Annotated in this window: 13 protein-coding genes; 8 read left to right on the top strand and 5 right to left on the bottom strand. The window is 71.6% G+C overall.

Annotated elements, in window-relative coordinates; all coding sequences use genetic code 11:
- Positions 1-181: 181 nt before the first annotated feature.
- From NUG21_RS14070 to trxA, 4 genes are all read right to left on the bottom strand, one after another.
- Complete coding sequence (locus tag NUG21_RS14070; protein ID WP_160947995.1) at positions 182-631, bottom strand: DUF4442 domain-containing protein; 450 nt, start codon at positions 629-631, stop codon at positions 182-184.
- The gene (locus NUG21_RS14065) at positions 628-2,298 is read right to left on the bottom strand and encodes a CHASE2 domain-containing protein (protein ID WP_263391188.1); all 1,671 of its coding nucleotides are present in this window, start codon (positions 2,296-2,298) and stop codon (positions 628-630) included. The genes NUG21_RS14070 and NUG21_RS14065 overlap by 4 nt, the downstream gene beginning before the upstream one ends.
- On the bottom strand, positions 2,295-3,917 hold the full coding sequence (locus NUG21_RS14060; RefSeq protein WP_263391187.1) for a FecR family protein: 1,623 nt from the start codon (positions 3,915-3,917) through the stop codon (positions 2,295-2,297). The genes NUG21_RS14065 and NUG21_RS14060 overlap by 4 nt, the downstream gene beginning before the upstream one ends.
- A gap of 210 nt (positions 3,918-4,127) precedes the next feature.
- Positions 4,128-4,988 (bottom strand): thioredoxin, encoded by an 861-nt coding sequence (trxA, locus tag NUG21_RS14055; RefSeq protein WP_263391186.1) that lies wholly within the window; start codon positions 4,986-4,988, stop codon positions 4,128-4,130.
- A 154-nt stretch (positions 4,989-5,142) separates the two neighbouring features.
- On the opposite strand from trxA, the gene NUG21_RS14050 reads away from it, so the two are divergent.
- The 8 genes from NUG21_RS14050 to rlmH all read left to right on the top strand — a co-directional run bounded on the left by NUG21_RS14050 (position 5,143) and on the right by rlmH (position 13,416).
- Positions 5,143-5,766, top strand: coding sequence for a DUF998 domain-containing protein (locus NUG21_RS14050; RefSeq protein ID WP_160947991.1), 624 nt, complete (start codon positions 5,143-5,145; stop codon positions 5,764-5,766).
- A gap of 222 nt (positions 5,767-5,988) precedes the next feature.
- On the top strand, positions 5,989-8,631 hold the full coding sequence (leuS, locus tag NUG21_RS14045) for a leucine--tRNA ligase (protein ID WP_263391185.1): 2,643 nt from the start codon (positions 5,989-5,991) through the stop codon (positions 8,629-8,631).
- A gap of 124 nt (positions 8,632-8,755) precedes the next feature.
- Positions 8,756-9,370: an LPS-assembly lipoprotein LptE gene (gene lptE / locus NUG21_RS14040; RefSeq protein WP_160947989.1), complete on the top strand. Its 615-nt coding sequence runs from the start codon at positions 8,756-8,758 to the stop codon at positions 9,368-9,370.
- Positions 9,371-9,474: 104 nt separating this feature from the next.
- Positions 9,475-10,509 carry a DNA polymerase III subunit delta gene (gene holA, locus NUG21_RS14035; protein WP_242082105.1) on the top strand — a complete coding sequence of 345 codons (1,035 nt, stop codon included), beginning with the start codon at positions 9,475-9,477 and terminating at the stop codon, positions 10,507-10,509.
- Positions 10,506-11,300, top strand: a complete 795-nt coding sequence (gene nadD / locus NUG21_RS14030) for a nicotinate-nucleotide adenylyltransferase (protein WP_263391184.1) — start codon at positions 10,506-10,508, stop codon at positions 11,298-11,300. Before holA ends, nadD begins: the two co-directional genes overlap by 4 nt.
- A gap of 56 nt (positions 11,301-11,356) precedes the next feature.
- On the top strand, positions 11,357-11,776 hold the full coding sequence (gene rsfS / locus NUG21_RS14025; RefSeq protein WP_160947986.1) for a ribosome silencing factor: 420 nt from the start codon (positions 11,357-11,359) through the stop codon (positions 11,774-11,776).
- Positions 11,769-12,923: a J domain-containing protein gene (locus tag NUG21_RS14020; protein WP_263391183.1), complete on the top strand. Its 1,155-nt coding sequence runs from the start codon at positions 11,769-11,771 to the stop codon at positions 12,921-12,923. The genes rsfS and NUG21_RS14020 overlap by 8 nt, the downstream gene beginning before the upstream one ends.
- A 22-nt stretch (positions 12,924-12,945) precedes the next feature.
- Positions 12,946-13,416 carry a 23S rRNA (pseudouridine(1915)-N(3))-methyltransferase RlmH gene (gene rlmH, locus NUG21_RS14015; RefSeq protein WP_263391182.1) on the top strand — a complete coding sequence of 157 codons (471 nt, stop codon included), beginning with the start codon at positions 12,946-12,948 and terminating at the stop codon, positions 13,414-13,416.
- A gap of 141 nt (positions 13,417-13,557) precedes the next feature.
- Here rlmH and NUG21_RS14010 read toward each other — a convergent pair whose 3' ends face one another.
- Entirely contained in the window at positions 13,558-16,320 is a 2,763-nt protein-coding gene (locus NUG21_RS14010; protein WP_160947983.1) for a TonB-dependent receptor, read from the bottom strand.
- Positions 16,321-16,404: the final 84 nt, after the last annotated feature.

Here is a 16,404-nt window from a genome sequence, read left to right as displayed (position 1 = left end):
GGTGCGGCGCCGCATGGTCGCGCGGCGCGGCCGTGCAGCTGCGATTGGGCTGGGGCGTGCACAGGCGGCCCGCGTCGCAACGCCGCGCACGCCGATGGCGCGGCCGCGTTCGCATGCGGGGGTGTGTCCGCCTGCGCAGATGCAGCGCCGGCCTCGGCGAAGCCGCGGGCCGCAGGTCGCGCTAGCGCGGCGGCTTGCGCTTCACGTACACCTGCTTGCGCACCCGCGCCACCACCTCGCCCTGCGCGTCGACGACGTCGGTCTCGAACCAGCGCAGGTGCTTGTCGCCGCCGGCGGTGGCCGCGCGCAGGTCGTCCAACAGGGCCTGGTCCAGGTCGAATTGCGCGCTGACCGTGCCGCGGCCCGGGCGCACGAACTCGATGCTGCCGGCCTTGTCCCAGACGTAGTAGTCGCGTCCCAGGTTCTGCATGGTCAGCAGCATCCAGAACGGGTCGGTCATGGCGAACAGGCTGCCGCCGAAATGCGTCCCGACGTAGTTGCGGTTCCACGGGCGCATGCGCAGTTCGACCCGCGCGTGGCGGTAGTCGGCGCTCAGCGCGGTCACATGGATGCCGGCGAACAGGAACGGCGGCCACAGGTTCAGGCCCAGACGGAACAGCGATGGCTTCATTGCGCGGCCGTGGGTGGATCGGAGCGCGGCAGGGTACCAGACGCATGCGTATGGTGCTCTGGCGGCGCGTCGCTGAGCGCGTAGCCGTCGCGTCCGCCGCGCTTGACCCGGTACAGCGCGGCGTCGGCAGATTCGAAAAAGGCGCGCTCGGACGTGAACGCTGTCGCCGTGGCGCTGTGCACGCCCAGGCTGGCGGTGATGGCGACGCTGCCGTTCGGCGCGCGCAGCGACAGCCCGCGGATCTCCTCGACCAGCGCCGCGGCGATGCGGCCGGCATCGGTGGCGTCGGTGGCGGGCAGGATCATGGCGAACTCGTCGCCGCCGAAGCGCGCGGCGACCTCGCGCGGATGTCGCGCATGCCGCGCCACCGCGGCGGCCACCAGCTTCAGTGCGCGGTCGCCGGTGCGATGGCCCAGGGTGTCGTTGTAGCGCTTGAAATGATCCACATCGACGATGATCAGCGTCAGCGGCCGGCCGCTGCGCCGCGCCTCGTCCAGCGCCTGGACGAAGGCCTGTTCGAAGCCGTGACGGTTGACCAGCCCGGTCAGGGCGTCGCGACGCGCCTGGCGGCGCCAGCGTGCCGCGTGCAGGCACAACTGGCCGGCGGCGACGACGGCCAGGGCGAGCAGGGCCGCCCCCGGCGCGAACCAGCGGTTGCTGACCAGCAGCCACAGCAGGCTGCCGCCGGCGATCACCGCCATGCTCGCCAGCGGTGCCAGCCAGCGCCGTCTCCGCCAGCCGGCGCAGTGCGTCCCCAGGCAGGCCAGCAGCACCAGCAGCGCGGACCCGGCCACCTGGGCCGTGCGCGACGACGGCAGGATCGGATCGCCGCGCAACAGCATCGCCGCGATGTTGGCCTGGTATTCGGGCGCGCTCATCCAGCGCGCATCGGACATCGGCGTCATCACCCGCTGCCCCAGGCCGGTGGCGGTGACGCCGACGATCGCCAGGCGTGCGCGCAGGGACTGCAGCGGGATCCGGCCCTGCACGACGTCGACGTAGGACACCTGCGCGAACGGTGTCGACGGCGCGGCGAAATGCAGGCCGACGTAGTCGGCGCGATGCCAGGCATAGGGCGCGTCGGTGGCCGCCGGCGCCGGCGGCAGCGCGCGGCCGGTGAGGGCTGCGGCCAGCGCCGGCCAGTGCGCACTGCCGAGCCCGGCGCGCAGGTACACGCCGCGCGCGACGCCGTCGGCATCGACGGCGAGGTCGGTGTGCGCCAGCGCCGCCGCGGCGCTGGCGATGGCGGGGATCGGCAGCAGTTCCTGCGGCATGTCCGCACCGCTGGCGCTGCCGATCACTGGCAGCACGGTGCGGCCATTGCGCCGCAGCGCCGCGGCCAGGCGCGCATCGTCGTCGGCGTGTTGCAGGCCCGGCTCGCTGAACAGCAGGTCCAGCGCCACCCGCTCGGTGCCCGCAGCGGTGAGCCGGTCGAGCAGGCGCGCGTGCAGGTCGCGTCGCCATGGCCACTGGCCCAGTGCCTGCAGGCTGCGGTCGTCGATGGCGATCAGCAGCAGGCGCGGATCGGCCGGACGCGGCGCCTGCGCGATCGCCGCGTCGTATAGCGCGTTGTCCAGCCGCTCGGTGACATCGCCCAGGCTCAGGGCCGCAGCCAGTGCGGCTGCGGCGAACGCCACCAGCACGTGTCGCAGCAGCGCGGCGTTCACAACGCCAGCCATAGCAGCAGCACGCCGCCGGCCGTGCCGAGCTTGCAGTAGCGGCAGGGCAGGTCCAGCGTCTGCGGCGTCGAGAACGGCGCGGCCTCGCCCTCCGCGTCCAGGGTCTGGATGCGCACGTACCAGGTGCCGCGGCGCGGCCGCGGCAGCGCGACCTGCGGCTGCGTCACGGTGCGTTCGAGCAGGCCGCGGCGGAACGCGGGATCGCGCGCCAGTTGCACCCGGTAATGGCGCGCGTCCGGGTCGGGCTGCCAGCGCAGGGTCAGCGTGCCGCGCTCGGCCTGCGCCGGCGCCAGGCCGGGATCGACCGGCGTATCGCTGAGATGCAGCGTCAGCGCCTGCCCGAACGGGCCTTGCCGGCCTTGCGCATCGCGCGAGGCGAGGCGCCAGAAGTAGGTGCCGGGCGGCAGGGGCTGCGGCGCGCGCAGATGGGTCGCGTCGGTCTCCTGCTCCAGCAACAGGTCCCGAAACTGCGCATCGCGCGCCAGTTGCAGCACGCTGCTGATCGCCTCCGGGTTGCGGGTCCAGGCGAAACGCGGCCGCGCGATGCGCAGTCGCTGCTGCTGCAGCGGTTGCACCGTCAGCGGCGGCAGCGGCGTGGCCGAGACCAGCAGCGGCTGCTCGGCGTCCTGGCCTTCCACCCCGGTGGCGGTGACGCCGCGCAGCAGCAGCCGCAGGTCGCCGGCCGGCAGCGCGTCCAGCGCCAGTGCGGTGCCCTCGGTTTCCTGGGCGAAGCGCAGCACCTCGCGTTGCTGCGCGTCCACCGCCTCGAGGCGGTAGCGGCTGGCGCCGGCCAGCGGCGCCCAGGCGAGCAGGTAGGGCGGGCGCTGCAGGCGACTGTGCGCCAGGTCCAGCATCGGCGCCGGCAGCAGCGGTTCCGGCAGCGGCGCCGCCCCCGCGCCCACCCGCGCCGCATCGCCCGGCTGCAGCAGGCGCTGGCCGCCGCCGCCGGCCACCCGCACCGCGCCCTGCAGCACCTCTGTGGCGGCGAGTTGGTGGCCGTCGCCGGCGCCGACGCGGAAGCGGGTGCCGCGCACGCTGCTGGTGCTGCTCGGGGTCTGGATGATGTAGCGCGAGGCGGGGCCGTTGGCGGGGATGACATCGTTGCTGGTGCGGCCCTTCTCCAGCCGTACCCGCGTGTCGACCATGCCGGTGGCGCCGTAGCGGATCAATTGGTCGAAGCGGATCAGGCTGTTCTCGCGTACCTGCATGCGCGAGCCGTCGGCGAACTGCACGGTGGCGCTGGCGTCGGCGCCGGTCTGCAGCGCGCTGCCGATCGGCAGCGGCATGCCTTCCTGCGCCGACAGCGTCGCGCGGTCGGCGGTCTGCACGCTGATCTGGCCACGCAGCGCGACCAACCGCGCCGGTGCCGGCTGCACCCGCAGCCAGGCGATCGGGAAGCGCAGCCGCGCCCCGGGGGCCAACCGGTACGGATCGGCCACCTGGTTGTGCTGGCCTAGCAGCATCCAGTCCACGTCCGGGCGCAGATAGTGCCGGCCCAGGTCCCACAGCGTGTCGCCGGGGCGCACCCGGTAGTGCCAGTCCTGCGCCATCGCCGCAGGAGCGAGTAGCAGGCCGATCCAGCACAGCAGGCCGGCAAGCCGGCGCATGCTTGCCCGGGCACGATGGGGGGGCAGGGGCATGCGGCGGTCGTACTGATTCACGTCATCTGTCCGGCAAAAGACCGGGCCGGCGCTGCCCGCGGATCGCCAGGCAGCGTTCGTCCCTGATCACGGCATCCACGAGGCAGGCCGGGGCGTGTCCGACTGTCGCGGCGGCTGGAGACGCCGTTGCCAGCCGCCGGAAATGCGATTGTAGTCTCAGAACAACAGAGCGGACATCTTGCGGCGGTACTGCCCCACCAGGTCCTCGTCCTCGATCACCCGGAACGCGTCGATCAGCGCCTTCTTGGGCAGGCCGTCCTCGAACGTGCGGTCCTGGCGAAGCATCTCCAGGAACTGCTCCAGCGCGGCCGCGTCGTCGCCGCCGACCAGGTGGCGCACGCCCAGCAGGTAGCGCGCCTTGAGATCGCTCGGATCCTGCGCCAGCGTGGCCTGCAGCGTCTCCAGCGGCGGCGCTGCCTGCAGCGCGCCGACGAAGCCCAGCCGCGCCCGTGCCCGCACCGCGCGCTCGTCGGTGGCCAGGTTGGCCGGCAGCGCGTCGATCAGGGTCTCGGCCTCGGCGGCGGCGCCGACCTTGACCAGGGCCAGCGCCAGGTCCAGCTTCAGTTCGTCCTTGTCCGGCTCGGCCGCCACCGCCTCGCGCAGGCGCTGCACCTCGGCGTGCGGATCCAGCGGCGCGGCCGGCACGGCCTCGGCCGGTTCCTGCGCGGCCAGCGACGCGATCCCGTGCTGGGTCAGGAACTCGCGCAACTGGCCCTCGGGCAGGGCGCCGGGGAAGCCGTCGACCAGTTGCCCGCCCTTGACCAGGAACACCGTCGGCACCGAGCGGATCTGGAACGCCGCGGCGATCTGCTGCTCCTGGTCCACGTCGACCTTGGCCAGCACGAAGCCGCCGTTGTACTCGGCGGCCAGCTTTTCCAGGATCGGGCTCAGGGTCTTGCACGGGCCGCACCAGGGCGCCCAGAAGTCCACCAGCACCGGCGTCTGCAGCGAGCGCTGCAGCACGTCGGCTTCGAAGGTCTCGGTCTTGGCGTCGAAAACGTGGGGCGTGTCGGACATGGGCAGTGTCATCGCAGGCGAGAGGACGCTCTGTATGGAGGCGCGGCGGCGCCGATGCAAGGGTGGCGTCGCCGCGCCATGGGTGCCGGCCGCGGCCGCAGCGGCGACAATGTGCGGCTGCAGGCGCCATGGCGGCGCGAAAGGACGGTGGCGGATGGGCGAGGTGAGCGAACGGGTGATGCGCTGGGTCGGGCCGCTGCTGGCGGTGGCCGCGGTGGCGGCAATGCTGGGCTTCGGCGCGGTGCTGCCCGGATATCTGCCGTGGTCGCATCCGCTGGCCCTGCTCGGTGCGCGCGGCATCCCGCATGCCTGGGCGTTCAATCTGCTGGCGTTCGTGCTGCCCGGGTGCCTAGCGCTGGCACTGGCGCTGCGGCTGCTGCGCCGCGCCGGCCGCCACGCGCCCTGGTCGCTGCGGGTCGGCGGGCAACTGCTGCTGTTGGCGGGGCTGGCCTTTGCCGGCATGGGCCTGCTGCCGCTGGACCCGACCGACCTGGAGGCGCGCGCGACCCAACTGCATGCCAGCGCCTGGCTGCTGTGGGTGGTGGCGCTGGTGGCGGCCGCGGCCCTGCTGGGGCTGGGCGCGCGCCGCGATCCCGCCGCGCGCGGCTGGGCTGCGCTGGCGTTGGGGATGGCGCTGCTGGTGGCGCTGGGGGCGTTCGCGCTGGACCGGTTGCTGTCGCCGGCACTGGCGCAGCGGCTGGTGTTCCTGCTGTGGTGGGGCTGGCTGGCGTTGCTGGCCTGCTGGCCGGGTCCGCAGGCGGTCGCGCACCGCGGCTGACCCTGCCGGCCTTGCGCACTGGGCGGCGTGGTGTGCCGTGCCATGGCCGAGGCCCGCCGTGCTCGCCCACGGCGCCGAAGCCACTGCAGCCGCGGTTCCCCGCGCCTGCCGGGCGCGCAGGGGGTGTTGCGCGCCGTTGCCGTCCGTCGCCGGGATTGGAGCGGCTTGCCGCGCTACGGTACCCTTGGCTGCTTTGTTGCCGCCTGGCCCTTGCCCGTTTCCATGTCCGCCGTCGAGCCCACCGCCTACGACCCGCAGCAGGTCGAATCGTCCGCCCAGCAGTTCTGGGACGCCACCCGCGCCTTCGAGGTCGACGAGACCTCCGACAAGCCCAAGTTCTACTGCCTGTCGATGCTGCCGTACCCGTCCGGGGCGCTGCACATGGGCCACGTGCGCAACTACACCATCGGCGACGTGATCAGCCGCTACCAGCGCATGATCGGCAAGAACGTGCTGCAGCCGATGGGCTGGGACGCGTTCGGCCTGCCGGCCGAGAACGCGGCGATCAAGAACAAGACCGCGCCGGCGAAGTGGACCTACGCCAACATCGACCACATGCGCAGCCAGCTCAAGTCGCTGGGCTACGCCATCGACTGGTCGCGCGAGTTCGCCACCTGCCGGCCCGAGTACTACGTGCACGAGCAGCGCATGTTCACCCGGCTGATGCGCAAGGGCCTGGCCTACCGCCGCAACGCGGTGGTGAACTGGGACCCGATCGACCAGACCGTGCTGGCCAACGAGCAGGTCATCGACGGCCGCGGCTGGCGCTCCGGCGCGCTGGTGGAAAAGCGCGAGATCCCGCAGTGGTTCCTGCGCATCACCGACTACGCGCAGGAATTGCTGGACGGCCTGGACCAGCTGCCGGGCTGGCCGGAGTCGGTCAAGACCATGCAGCGCAACTGGATCGGCCGTTCCGAGGGCCTGGAGATCCAGTTCGACGTGCGCGACGCCGACGGCAGCGCGCTGGACCCGCTGCGTGTGTTCACCACGCGCCCGGACACGCTGATGGGCGTGACCTTCGTGTCCATCGCCAGCGAGCATCCGCTGGCGCTGCACGCGGCCAAGTCCAATCCGCAGCTGGCCGCGCTGCTGGCCGAGCTGAAGCAGGGCGGCGTCTCCGAGGCGGAACTGGAGACGCAGGAAAAGCGCGGCATGGACACCGGCCTGACCGCGGTGCATCCGATCAGCGGCGAGCAGGTGCCGGTGTGGGTCGCCAACTTCGTGCTGATGGGCTACGGCACCGGCGCGGTGATGGCGGTCCCCGGCCACGACCAGCGCGATTTCGAATTCGCCAGCAAGTACGCCCTGCCGATCCGCCAGGTGATCGCGCTGAAGGCGCCCAAGCACGACGACGAGCGGCACTACGATCCGAGCCGTTGGCAGGACTGGTACGGCGACAAGACCCGCGAGCTGGAACTGGTCAATTCCGCCGAGTTCGACGGGCTGGACTTCCAGGGCGCGTTCGAGGCGCTGGCCGAGCGCTTCGAGCGCAAGGGCCAGGGCCAGCGCCGGGTCAACTACCGCCTGCGCGACTGGGGCGTCAGCCGCCAGCGCTACTGGGGCTGCCCGATCCCGGTGATCTATTGCCAAAGTTGTGGCGCGGTGCCGGTGCCGGAAGACCAGCTGCCGGTGCTGCTGCCGGAGAACGTGGCGCTGAGCGGCACCGGCTCGCCGCTGAAGACCGACCCGGAATGGCGCAAGACCACCTGCCCGCAGTGCGGCGCGGCGGCCGAGCGCGAGACCGACACCTTCGACACCTTCATGGAGTCGAGCTGGTACTACGCGCGCTACACCTCGCCCGGCGCCAAGGACATGGTCGACAAGCGCGGCAACTACTGGCTGCCGGTGGACCAGTACATCGGCGGCATCGAGCACGCGATCCTGCACCTGATGTACTTCCGCTTCTTCCACAAGCTGCTGCGCGACGCGCGCCTGGTGGACAGCGACGAGCCGGCGACCAACCTGCTGACCCAGGGCATGGTGATCGCCGAGACCTTCTACCGGCAGAACCCGGACGGCTCCAAGGACTGGATCAATCCGGCCGACGTGGACGTGCAGCGCGACGACAAGGCGCGGGTGATCGGCGCGGTGCACCGCGGCGACGGCCAGCCGGTGCTGATCGGCGGCACCGAGAAGATGTCCAAGTCCAAGAACAACGGCGTCGATCCGCAGGCCATGGTCGGCAAGTACGGCGCCGACACGGTGCGCCTGTTCTCGATGTTCGCCGCGCCGCCGGAGCAGTCGCTGGAGTGGAACGAGGCCGGCGTGGACGGCATGGCGCGGTTCCTGCGCCGGTTGTGGGCGCAGGTGCACAAGCACGCCGCCGACGGCGCCGCCCCGGCGTTGGACCCGGCCGCGCTGGACGCCGAGCACAAGGCGCTGCGGCGCAAGACCCACGAGACCATCGGCAAGGTCGCCGACGACTACGGCCGCCGCCACAGCTTCAACACCGCCATCGCCGCGGTGATGGAACTGACCAACGCGCTGGCCAAGTTCGACGACGCCAGCGCGCAGGGCCGCGCGGTGCGACAGGAAGCCCTGGAAGCGGCGGTGCTGCTGCTCAACCCGATCACCCCGCATGCCAGCCACGCGCTGTGGCAGGCGCTGGGCCATGCACCGACGCTGCTGGAAGACGTACCGTTCCCGCAGCCGGACCCGGCCGCGCTGGTGCGCGACGCGGTGACCCTGGCGGTGCAGGTCAACGGCAAGCTGCGCGGCACCATCGAGGTCGGTGCCGACACCCCGCGCGAGCAGATCGAGGCGCTGGCCCAGGCCGAGCCGAATGCGGCCAAGTTCCTGGAAGGGCTGAGCATCCGCAAGATCATCATCGTGCCCGGCAAGATCGTGAACCTGGTGGCGGCGTGAGCCGGCGCGCCGCATCGGCCGCGCCGCGGCCGCGCGGCGCGGCAGGTCTCAACCCGCGTTCACGCGGCGTACGGCAGGCTAGCCGCCTGTTGCCGCACCCAGCCGGCTCCTCCAGACTGTGTCCATGACCCGACTCCTGCTCGCTCTCGTCTTCGCGGCGTCCCTGACCGCCTGCGGTTTCCACCTGCGCAACAAGCTGACGCTGCCGGCCGACACGCCGTCGGTGAAGGTGGTGTCCTCGGCGCCGTACAGCGAACTGGCCAAGCTGCTCGAGCGCGGCCTGCGCGCCGCCGGCGCGCAGATCGCGCCCAAGGACGTCAACACCGGCGTGGCCCGCCTGGAAGTGCTGTCCGAGCGCTGGGGCGACCTGCCGATCGCGCTCGACGCCGAAGGCCGCGCCCAGGAATACAGCCTGCGCTACGCGGCGATCTTCGTGTTCCGCCGCGCCGACGGCAGCGTGCTGGTGCCGCAGCAGGTGATCGAACTGTCGCGCGACTACGTGTCGCCACCGACCGACGCCACCGGTACCTCCACCGAGCGCGAGATCCTGGCCGACGAACTGCGCCGCGAGATGTCGGCGTCGATGCTGCGCCGGATCGACAGCGTGGTGCGCGCCCAGGTGCGCGACGGCAAGGACGTCAACGCCGCGCCGCCGTCGACCGACGGCACGCCTGTGCAGGGCAAGCCGGCCGACGCCACGCCGGCCGACGGCAAGCCGGCGACCACGCCGCAGCCTTGAGCGCGCTTCCGCTGCCGCCGTCGCCGCGCGCGGTGTCCGCGTCGCCCGGCGCGGAGGCGACGCGTCCGCCGCAGTCCGCCGCGGCGATGGCGTAGGCTGTCGCCATGGAACTGCGCCCCGAACAACTCGCCACCCAGCCGGCCTCGCAGCCGCTGCAGCCGGTCTACCTGATCGCCGGTCCGGAAACCCTGCGCGTGCTCGAGGCCGCCGACGCGGTGCGCGCCCGCGCGCGCGCCGCCGGCATCAGCGAGCGCGAAGTGTTCGACGCCGATGGCCGCGACTTCGACTGGGGCCAGCTGTATTCCAGTTTCAACGCGCCCAGCCTGTTCAGCGCGCAACGGCTGATCGAGCTGCGCCTGCCCAGCGGCAAGCCCGGCAAGGAGGGCGGTGAGGTCATCAGCGCGTTCTGCGCCGACCCGCCGCCGGACGTGGTGCTGCTGATCACCTGCAACGAGTGGAGCAAGGCGCACCAGGGCAAATGGGCCGACGCCGTCGGCCGCATCGGCACCATCGCCGTGGCCTGGGCGATCAAGCCGCACGAACTGGGCGACTGGATCGAGCGGCGCCTGCGCAGCAAGGGCCTGCGCGCCGACGCCGGCGCGGTGCAGCGCCTGGCCGAACGGGTGGAAGGCAACCTGCTGGCGGCGGCGCAGGAGATCGACAAGCTGGCCCTGCTGGCCGACGGCCAGGGCCTGGACGTGGCGGCGATGGAGTCGCTGGTCGCCGATGCTGCGCGCTACGACGTGTTCCGCCTGGCCGAGGCCACGCTCGGCGGACAGGCGCCGGCGGTGCGGCGCATGCTCGCCGGCCTGCGCGCCGAGGGCGAGGCGGTGGCCGCGCTGCTGCCGATCCTGATCAAGGAACTGCTGCGCACCGCCGCGCTGGCCAAGGTGCAGGCCGCCGGCGGCAACCTGGCCGCAGAGATGAAGGGGCAGGGCATCTGGGAGTCGCGGCAGGCGCCGTTCAAGCGCGCCCTGCAGCGGCATGCCGAACCGCGCCGCTGGGAGCGTTTCGCCGCCGAGGCCGGCCGCATCGACCGCATCGCCAAGGGCCGCGCCGATGGCGACGCCTGGATCGCGCTGGAGCGCCTGCTGCTGGCGATCGCCGAGGCGCGGGCGGTGCGGTTGTTGGTGGTATGAGCGTCGGGATTGGGGAATCGGGATTGGGGATTGGCAACAGCGGCGATCCGGCGATGCCGGATGCTCGCGAAGAACGCCCCGCCCTTGGCGAATCCCCACTCCCCACTCCCGAATCCCGGCCTCTCACCGTCGTCTACGGCGGCACCTTCGATCCCATCCACAACGGCCACCTGGCGATCGCGCGGGCGGCGCGGGATGCGTTCGGGGTGCCGGTGCGGCTGATGCCGGCGGCCGATCCGCCGCATCGGCCGGCGCCCGGGGCCGATGCGCAGCAGCGCTGCGCGATGCTGGCGCTGGCGATCGCCGACACGCCGGGGCTGGTGCTGGACCTGCACGAGCTGCACCGCGCGCAGGCCCGGCCGGGCGTGGCGTCCTACAGCATCGACACGGTGCGCGAGTTGCGCGGCGAACTCGGTGCCGAGGCGCCGCTGGCGCTGCTGATCGGCAGCGACAGCTTCGTCGGCTTCAACGGCTGGCGCGAGTGGCGGGCGCTGCTCGAGGCCGCGCACCTGATCGTCGCCGACCGCGCCGGCAGCGGCTGGGAGCGGGCGGTGCCGGCGGAACTGGCGCAGGCGGTGGCCGGACGCTGGGCCGACACGCCGCAGGCGCTGACCCGGGCGCCGGGCGGCCGGCTGTGGTGCCTGCGGCAGCCGCTGCGCAGCGAATCGGCCAGCCTGGTGCGCGCGCGCATCGCCGCCGGCGAGGACTGGCCGGCCTTGCTGCCGGCACCGGTCGCCGCCTACATCCGCGACCATGGCCTGTATGCCTCCGGCGCCGCCCGCGCCGGCTGAATACGCGCCGTGCCGGGGTCGCCTATAATTCGCCCCATTCCATCGAGTTCGCCGCTTTGTCCAGTCAAGCCCACGTCATCAAGACCCAAGTCCCCAATCCGCCGCCGCCGCTGCCGGTCCTGCTCGCCCATGTCCGCGAGGCAGTCGAGGAACTCAAGGCCAAGGACGTGGCGGAAATCGACGTGCGCGGCAAGTCCAGCGTCACCGACTACCTGGTCATCGTCTCCGGTACCTCCACCCGTCACGTCAAGTCGATCGCCGACGAAGTCATCAAGTACGCCAAGCGCCTGGACGTGATGCCGCTGGGCGTGGAAGGCGAGCGCGAGGCCGAGTGGGTGCTGGTCGATCTCGGCGACGTGGTGGTGCACGTGATGCTGCCGCGGGTGCGCGAGTTCTATGCGCTGGAGCGGCTGTGGACGGTCGGTGACCAGCCGCCGGGCGACGACGACGGCGACGACCCGGCACGCGATGCCTAAGCGCCAGGCCGGCGCGCCGGCGGCCGCGTCCGACCTTGCGCCGTCCGCACGGCTCCGCGCCGCGGCCGACACCGCCGCACCGCCGCTGGCCACCCCGGCGCGCAAGCGCTTCGATGCACTGATCGAGCGTCTGGAGCGGACCCGGTTGGAATTGCGTGATTGGCGCGAGGCGCTGCCGCGCTGGGAACAGCGGTTCCATGCGCAGGTCGAGCCGCTGCTGCAGGCGCGCGACGCCGCGCAGGCGCAACTGGTGCAGGACCTGGACGCCGCGCATGCCGCACACAAGCTGGGCAAGCGCGAGCGTGCGGACTTGTCCGAGACGCTCTGCGCGCTGGCCGCGCCGCTGCTGGAGCAACCCGGGTTCGACGCGCTGAAGCCGATCCATGCGCGCCACCGCGGCGCGCAAGGTGAGGGCGGCGATGTCATGCAAGACGCCGCGATGCAGGCGGCGCTCGCCGTGGAGTTCGGCCTGACCGTCGAAGAACTGCAGCACCTGCCGTCCCCGGAAGCGCTGTACGCGCAACTGCAGCAGCGCCAGCACCAGCAGCGGGCGCATGCGGACGGGCGCGCGCAACGGCATGCCAAGCGCCGCCGCGCCGGCGCGGGCGCGGCGGCCGCGAGCGAGTTCGATCCGCAGCAGGCGCGGCGCGCGCTGTACCGCAGCCTGGTCGCGGCGCTGCATCCGGACCGCGAGCCCGATGCGCGGCAACGCGAACGCAAGACCGCGCTGATGCAGGAACTCAACCGCGTCTACCGCCAGGACGATCTGCTGGGCCTGCTGGAACTGCAACTTGAGATCGGTCAGTTGGACCACGCCGGAATCGCGTCCATGGCCGAGGAGCGGATCGGCGACTACGCCGCGATGTTCGCCACGCAACTGCAGCAGGTCGAGCGGGAGCTGGCGCAGGTGGTCGATGCGTTCGTGGCCGACTACGGGCTGGCCCTGGAGCGCCGCCCGCAGCCGCGGCGCCTGGATGCGCTGATGGCGCAGATCAAGCGCCAGTTGCAGGACGAGATCGCGTATTGCGTGGAGGACCGGCGTGCGCTGCAGCAGCCCTCCACGCTCAAGCAGTGGTTGCGCGAGCAGCGTGCGGCGCGCGAGGCGCAGGACGCCGCCGCTGCTGCTTGCGTGGCGGAGCGCGGATGATGCGCGCGTGGCGGTCGACGCCATGAAGGCGCGCCTCATCGCCACCGGCGAGCGCGCCCCGGCCTGGGTGGCGCAGGGGTTCGCCGAGTACCGCAAGCGGCTCTCGCACTGGCTGCCGCTGGAGCTGGTCGAGATCGAACCTGGCCTGCGCGGCAAGGGCCGCGATGCGCAGCGCGCGATCGAGGACGAAGGGCGCCGGGTGTTGGCGGCGCTGCCGAAGAACGCGCTGGTGGTGGCGCTGGACGTGCCCGGCAAGCAACACAGCTCCGAGCAACTGGCGCAGCGCATGGAGCACTGGCGCGGGCAGGGGCGCGACCTGGCGTTCCTGATCGGCGGGCCCGAAGGCCATTCGCAGGAGGTGCTGGCGGTCGCCAGCGAATCCTGGTCGCTGGGGCCGCTGACCCTGCCGCACATGCTGGTGCGGCTGGTGGTGGCCGAGCAGCTCTACCGCGCCGCGGCGATGCTGGCCAATCACCCCTATCATCGCGCCTGATCGCTGATCGCTGATCGCGGCCTGGTAAAGCGCGCGCGGTGGCATGCGTGCGTGCACGGCAACGTCGTGCGCGGAGGTCCCATAAAAAAGCCCGGGCTCTCGCCCGGGCTTTTCGTTGCGACTGCAGTGCGACGTTCGCGATCAGTTGAACGTGTACTTCGCGCCCACCGTGAAGTAGCGGCCGACCGCACCGCTGAAGTGCAGCGGGTTGTAGTTGACCGCACCGTAGGTGGTCGGATCCAGCGGGGCGATCCGGTCGAACACGTTCTGCACCGAGGCGTTCAGTTCGAAGGCTTCGGTGATGTTCCAGCGGCCCGACAGATCGAAGGTGGTGAACGAGGCGATCTTCTTGACCGGCGTACCGTCGGCGTAGAACGCCTGGTAGTCGCCGCCGCGGCGATCCTTGTTCTCGATGCTGTCGATGTAGTTGACCACGCCGCTCACGCTCCAGGTGCCCTGCTTCCAGGTGGTGCCGAAGTTGATGCGGTCCTGCGGGGTGCCGATGCAGTTGGTCACGTCGCAGTTGCCGTGCGTGCCCACGTAGTCGACGGTGGTGTCGCCTTCGGTGCGCTCGAACTTGAGCAGGTGGCTCCACTGCGCGTCCAGCTCCAACTGGCCGGGGCCGATCGCGAAGGTCTGGCGGATGTCGGTATCGATGCCGCGCACGCGCGAGGAGTTCGCGTTCACGTAGCCGGTGTTGACCGCCAGGATGGTGCCGCTGTTCGGCACGCCGCCGATGTTGTTGCTGTCGCGCAGGACGTTGCCGGCGGCGATCGCGTCGGCGGTGCTGCCCTGGGCGATCTCGTTGGTGCGCTTGATCTCCCAGCCGTCCACGGTCAGCGAGGTGGTCGAGGTCGGCTGCAGCACGAAGCCCACGGAGTAGCTCTTGGATTCCTCGGGCTTCAGCGCCGGGTTCGGGCGGGTGATGATCGCCACCGAGCGCGCGGTGCACTCGTTGGCCGGATCGATCGCGCAGCGCACCGGATCGCGGGCGTTGGAGAACGCGGCCAGGCCGCCGTCGCCGTTCTCGGCCGGGTTCGGTGCGCGGAAGCCCTCGGCGTAGCTGGCGCGCAGCGCGATCCAGTCGGCCGGCGTCCACTTCACGCCGAACTTCGGCGTGGCCTTGCCGTCGCCGCCGTCGTACTTGTCGTAGCGCAGCGCCGCGGACAGTTCCAGCTGCTCCAGCACCGGCGCCGACAGCTCGACGTGGGCGGCGTAGACGTTCTGGGTGCCGTCGTAGGCCGAGTAGCCCAGGCCGATGATGTCGCCGACGTCGGTGTAGGTCTGCGGGGTCAGGCTATTGCTGGTCTTGCGCCATTCGGCGCCGAACGCCAGGCCCAGCGGGCCGCCCTTGAGATCGGCCAGGCTGCGCGAGACGTTGAAGTCGAACATGTCCAGTTCGGACTTGGCGCGCGCACTGATCGTCGGCGAGATGTAGTCGTACAGCGCCTGCGAGTTCAGATTGGCATTGTCGCCGATGCGCCAGGTGCCGGCCGGGCAGGCCGGGTTGCCCAGCACGCAGCGCACTGCGCTGTAGCGCAGGAAGCCGGTGCGCTTGTTGACCAGGTCGGTACCCGAGTGCAGGTAGCCGGTGTCGTAGCTCCAGTCGCCCCAGTTGCCCTTCACGCCGACCAGGAAGCGGTTGAACTCGTTGGTGTTGTCGGTCACCCGCGGGCCCACGTCCCAGGCGCTGTAGCGCAGGCGCGCGGCGTAGGGCAGCGGATTGTCCGGATGACCGGCGTAGAGCACGGTGGCGCCGGCGCCGCTGTTGGCGTTGACCGGGCCGCCTGGGTAGCCCCAGCCGCCGGACACGGCCGACGGGGTGTTGGAGAACACCGTGTTCTTCTTCGAGTAGCCGATCTCGGTGTAGATCTCGCCGCCTTCGCCGAAGGCGAAGCTGGCGCGGCCGAACACGTTGACGTACTTCTCTTCCGGCGCCAAGTCGCGGAACTGCTGGGCCGGATCCCACAGGCAGCCCTGCGCCTGCGCGGTGGCGTCGCTCTGGCCGGGGATGGTGGTCAGGCCGGCGCAGCCGGGGAGCGCCACCAGTTGTCCGGCGGTGTTGAACACCGAGCCGTTGGGGCCGGTGCCGCCGGCGGTGCCGCCGCTGAGGTAGGCGCCGCCGAGGAATTGCGCGTCCTGCGCCGCGTAGCCCCAGCGCCGGATGTCGCCGGTGCCGATCCACTTGCGGTCCTTGCGGTCGCTGATCTTGATCGCGTCGGTCTTGCCCACGTCCAGGCTGAAGAAGGCGTTCCAGCCGTCGCTGGAGAGGTCGCCGGTGCCGGCGGTCAGGGTGGCCTTGCGCGCATCGCCATCGCCGTCGCCGGAGATGCCGTAGGAGCCGCGCAGGATCGCGCCCTGGAAGTCGCTGCGCAGGATGATGTTGACCACGCCGGCAATGGCGTCGGAGCCGTAGATCGCCGAGGCGCCGTCCTTCAGCACTTCGACCCGCTCGACCGCGTCCAGCGGGATGGTGCTCAGGTCGGTGAAGACCTTCTGGCCGTCGTCGGCCAGGCCGTAGGTGGCCATGCGCCGGCCGTTCAACAGTACCAGGGTGGAACCGGCGCCCAGGCCGCGCAGCGAGATGCCGGCGCCGCCGCCGGCGAAGCCGTTGCCGAAGCTCTTGGGGATCGAGCCGGCGCCGTCGGCGGTCAGGGTCTGCAGGTACTCGGCCAGCGACGTCTTGCCGGTGCGGTCGATTTCCTGGCGGGTCACCACCTGTACCGGCGACGGGGTCTCGGTATCGGTGCGCGGGATGTTGGAGCCGGTGACGGTGATGCGGTCGAGACTGGTGGCCGCTTCTTGGGCGAAGGCGGCAGGGCCTGCGAGGGCGGCGAGCACGCCGGCAACGGAGGCACACAGCAGGGAACGGCGGGTTGCACGCCGTTGGATCAGGGTGTTCACAGTTTCTCTCCTAACTGGAAACGCAGGTTGTGGCTTTCTGGCGAAAGTGCCGACGTTTTGACGATCGGCTGGTTTCCATCTAGG

The sequence above is a fragment of the Xanthomonas sp. CFBP 8445 genome (assembly GCF_025666235.1).
Lineage (GTDB): Bacteria > Pseudomonadota > Gammaproteobacteria > Xanthomonadales > Xanthomonadaceae > Xanthomonas_A > Xanthomonas_A indica.
This window is presented reverse-complemented; position numbering and strand designations above follow the sequence as displayed.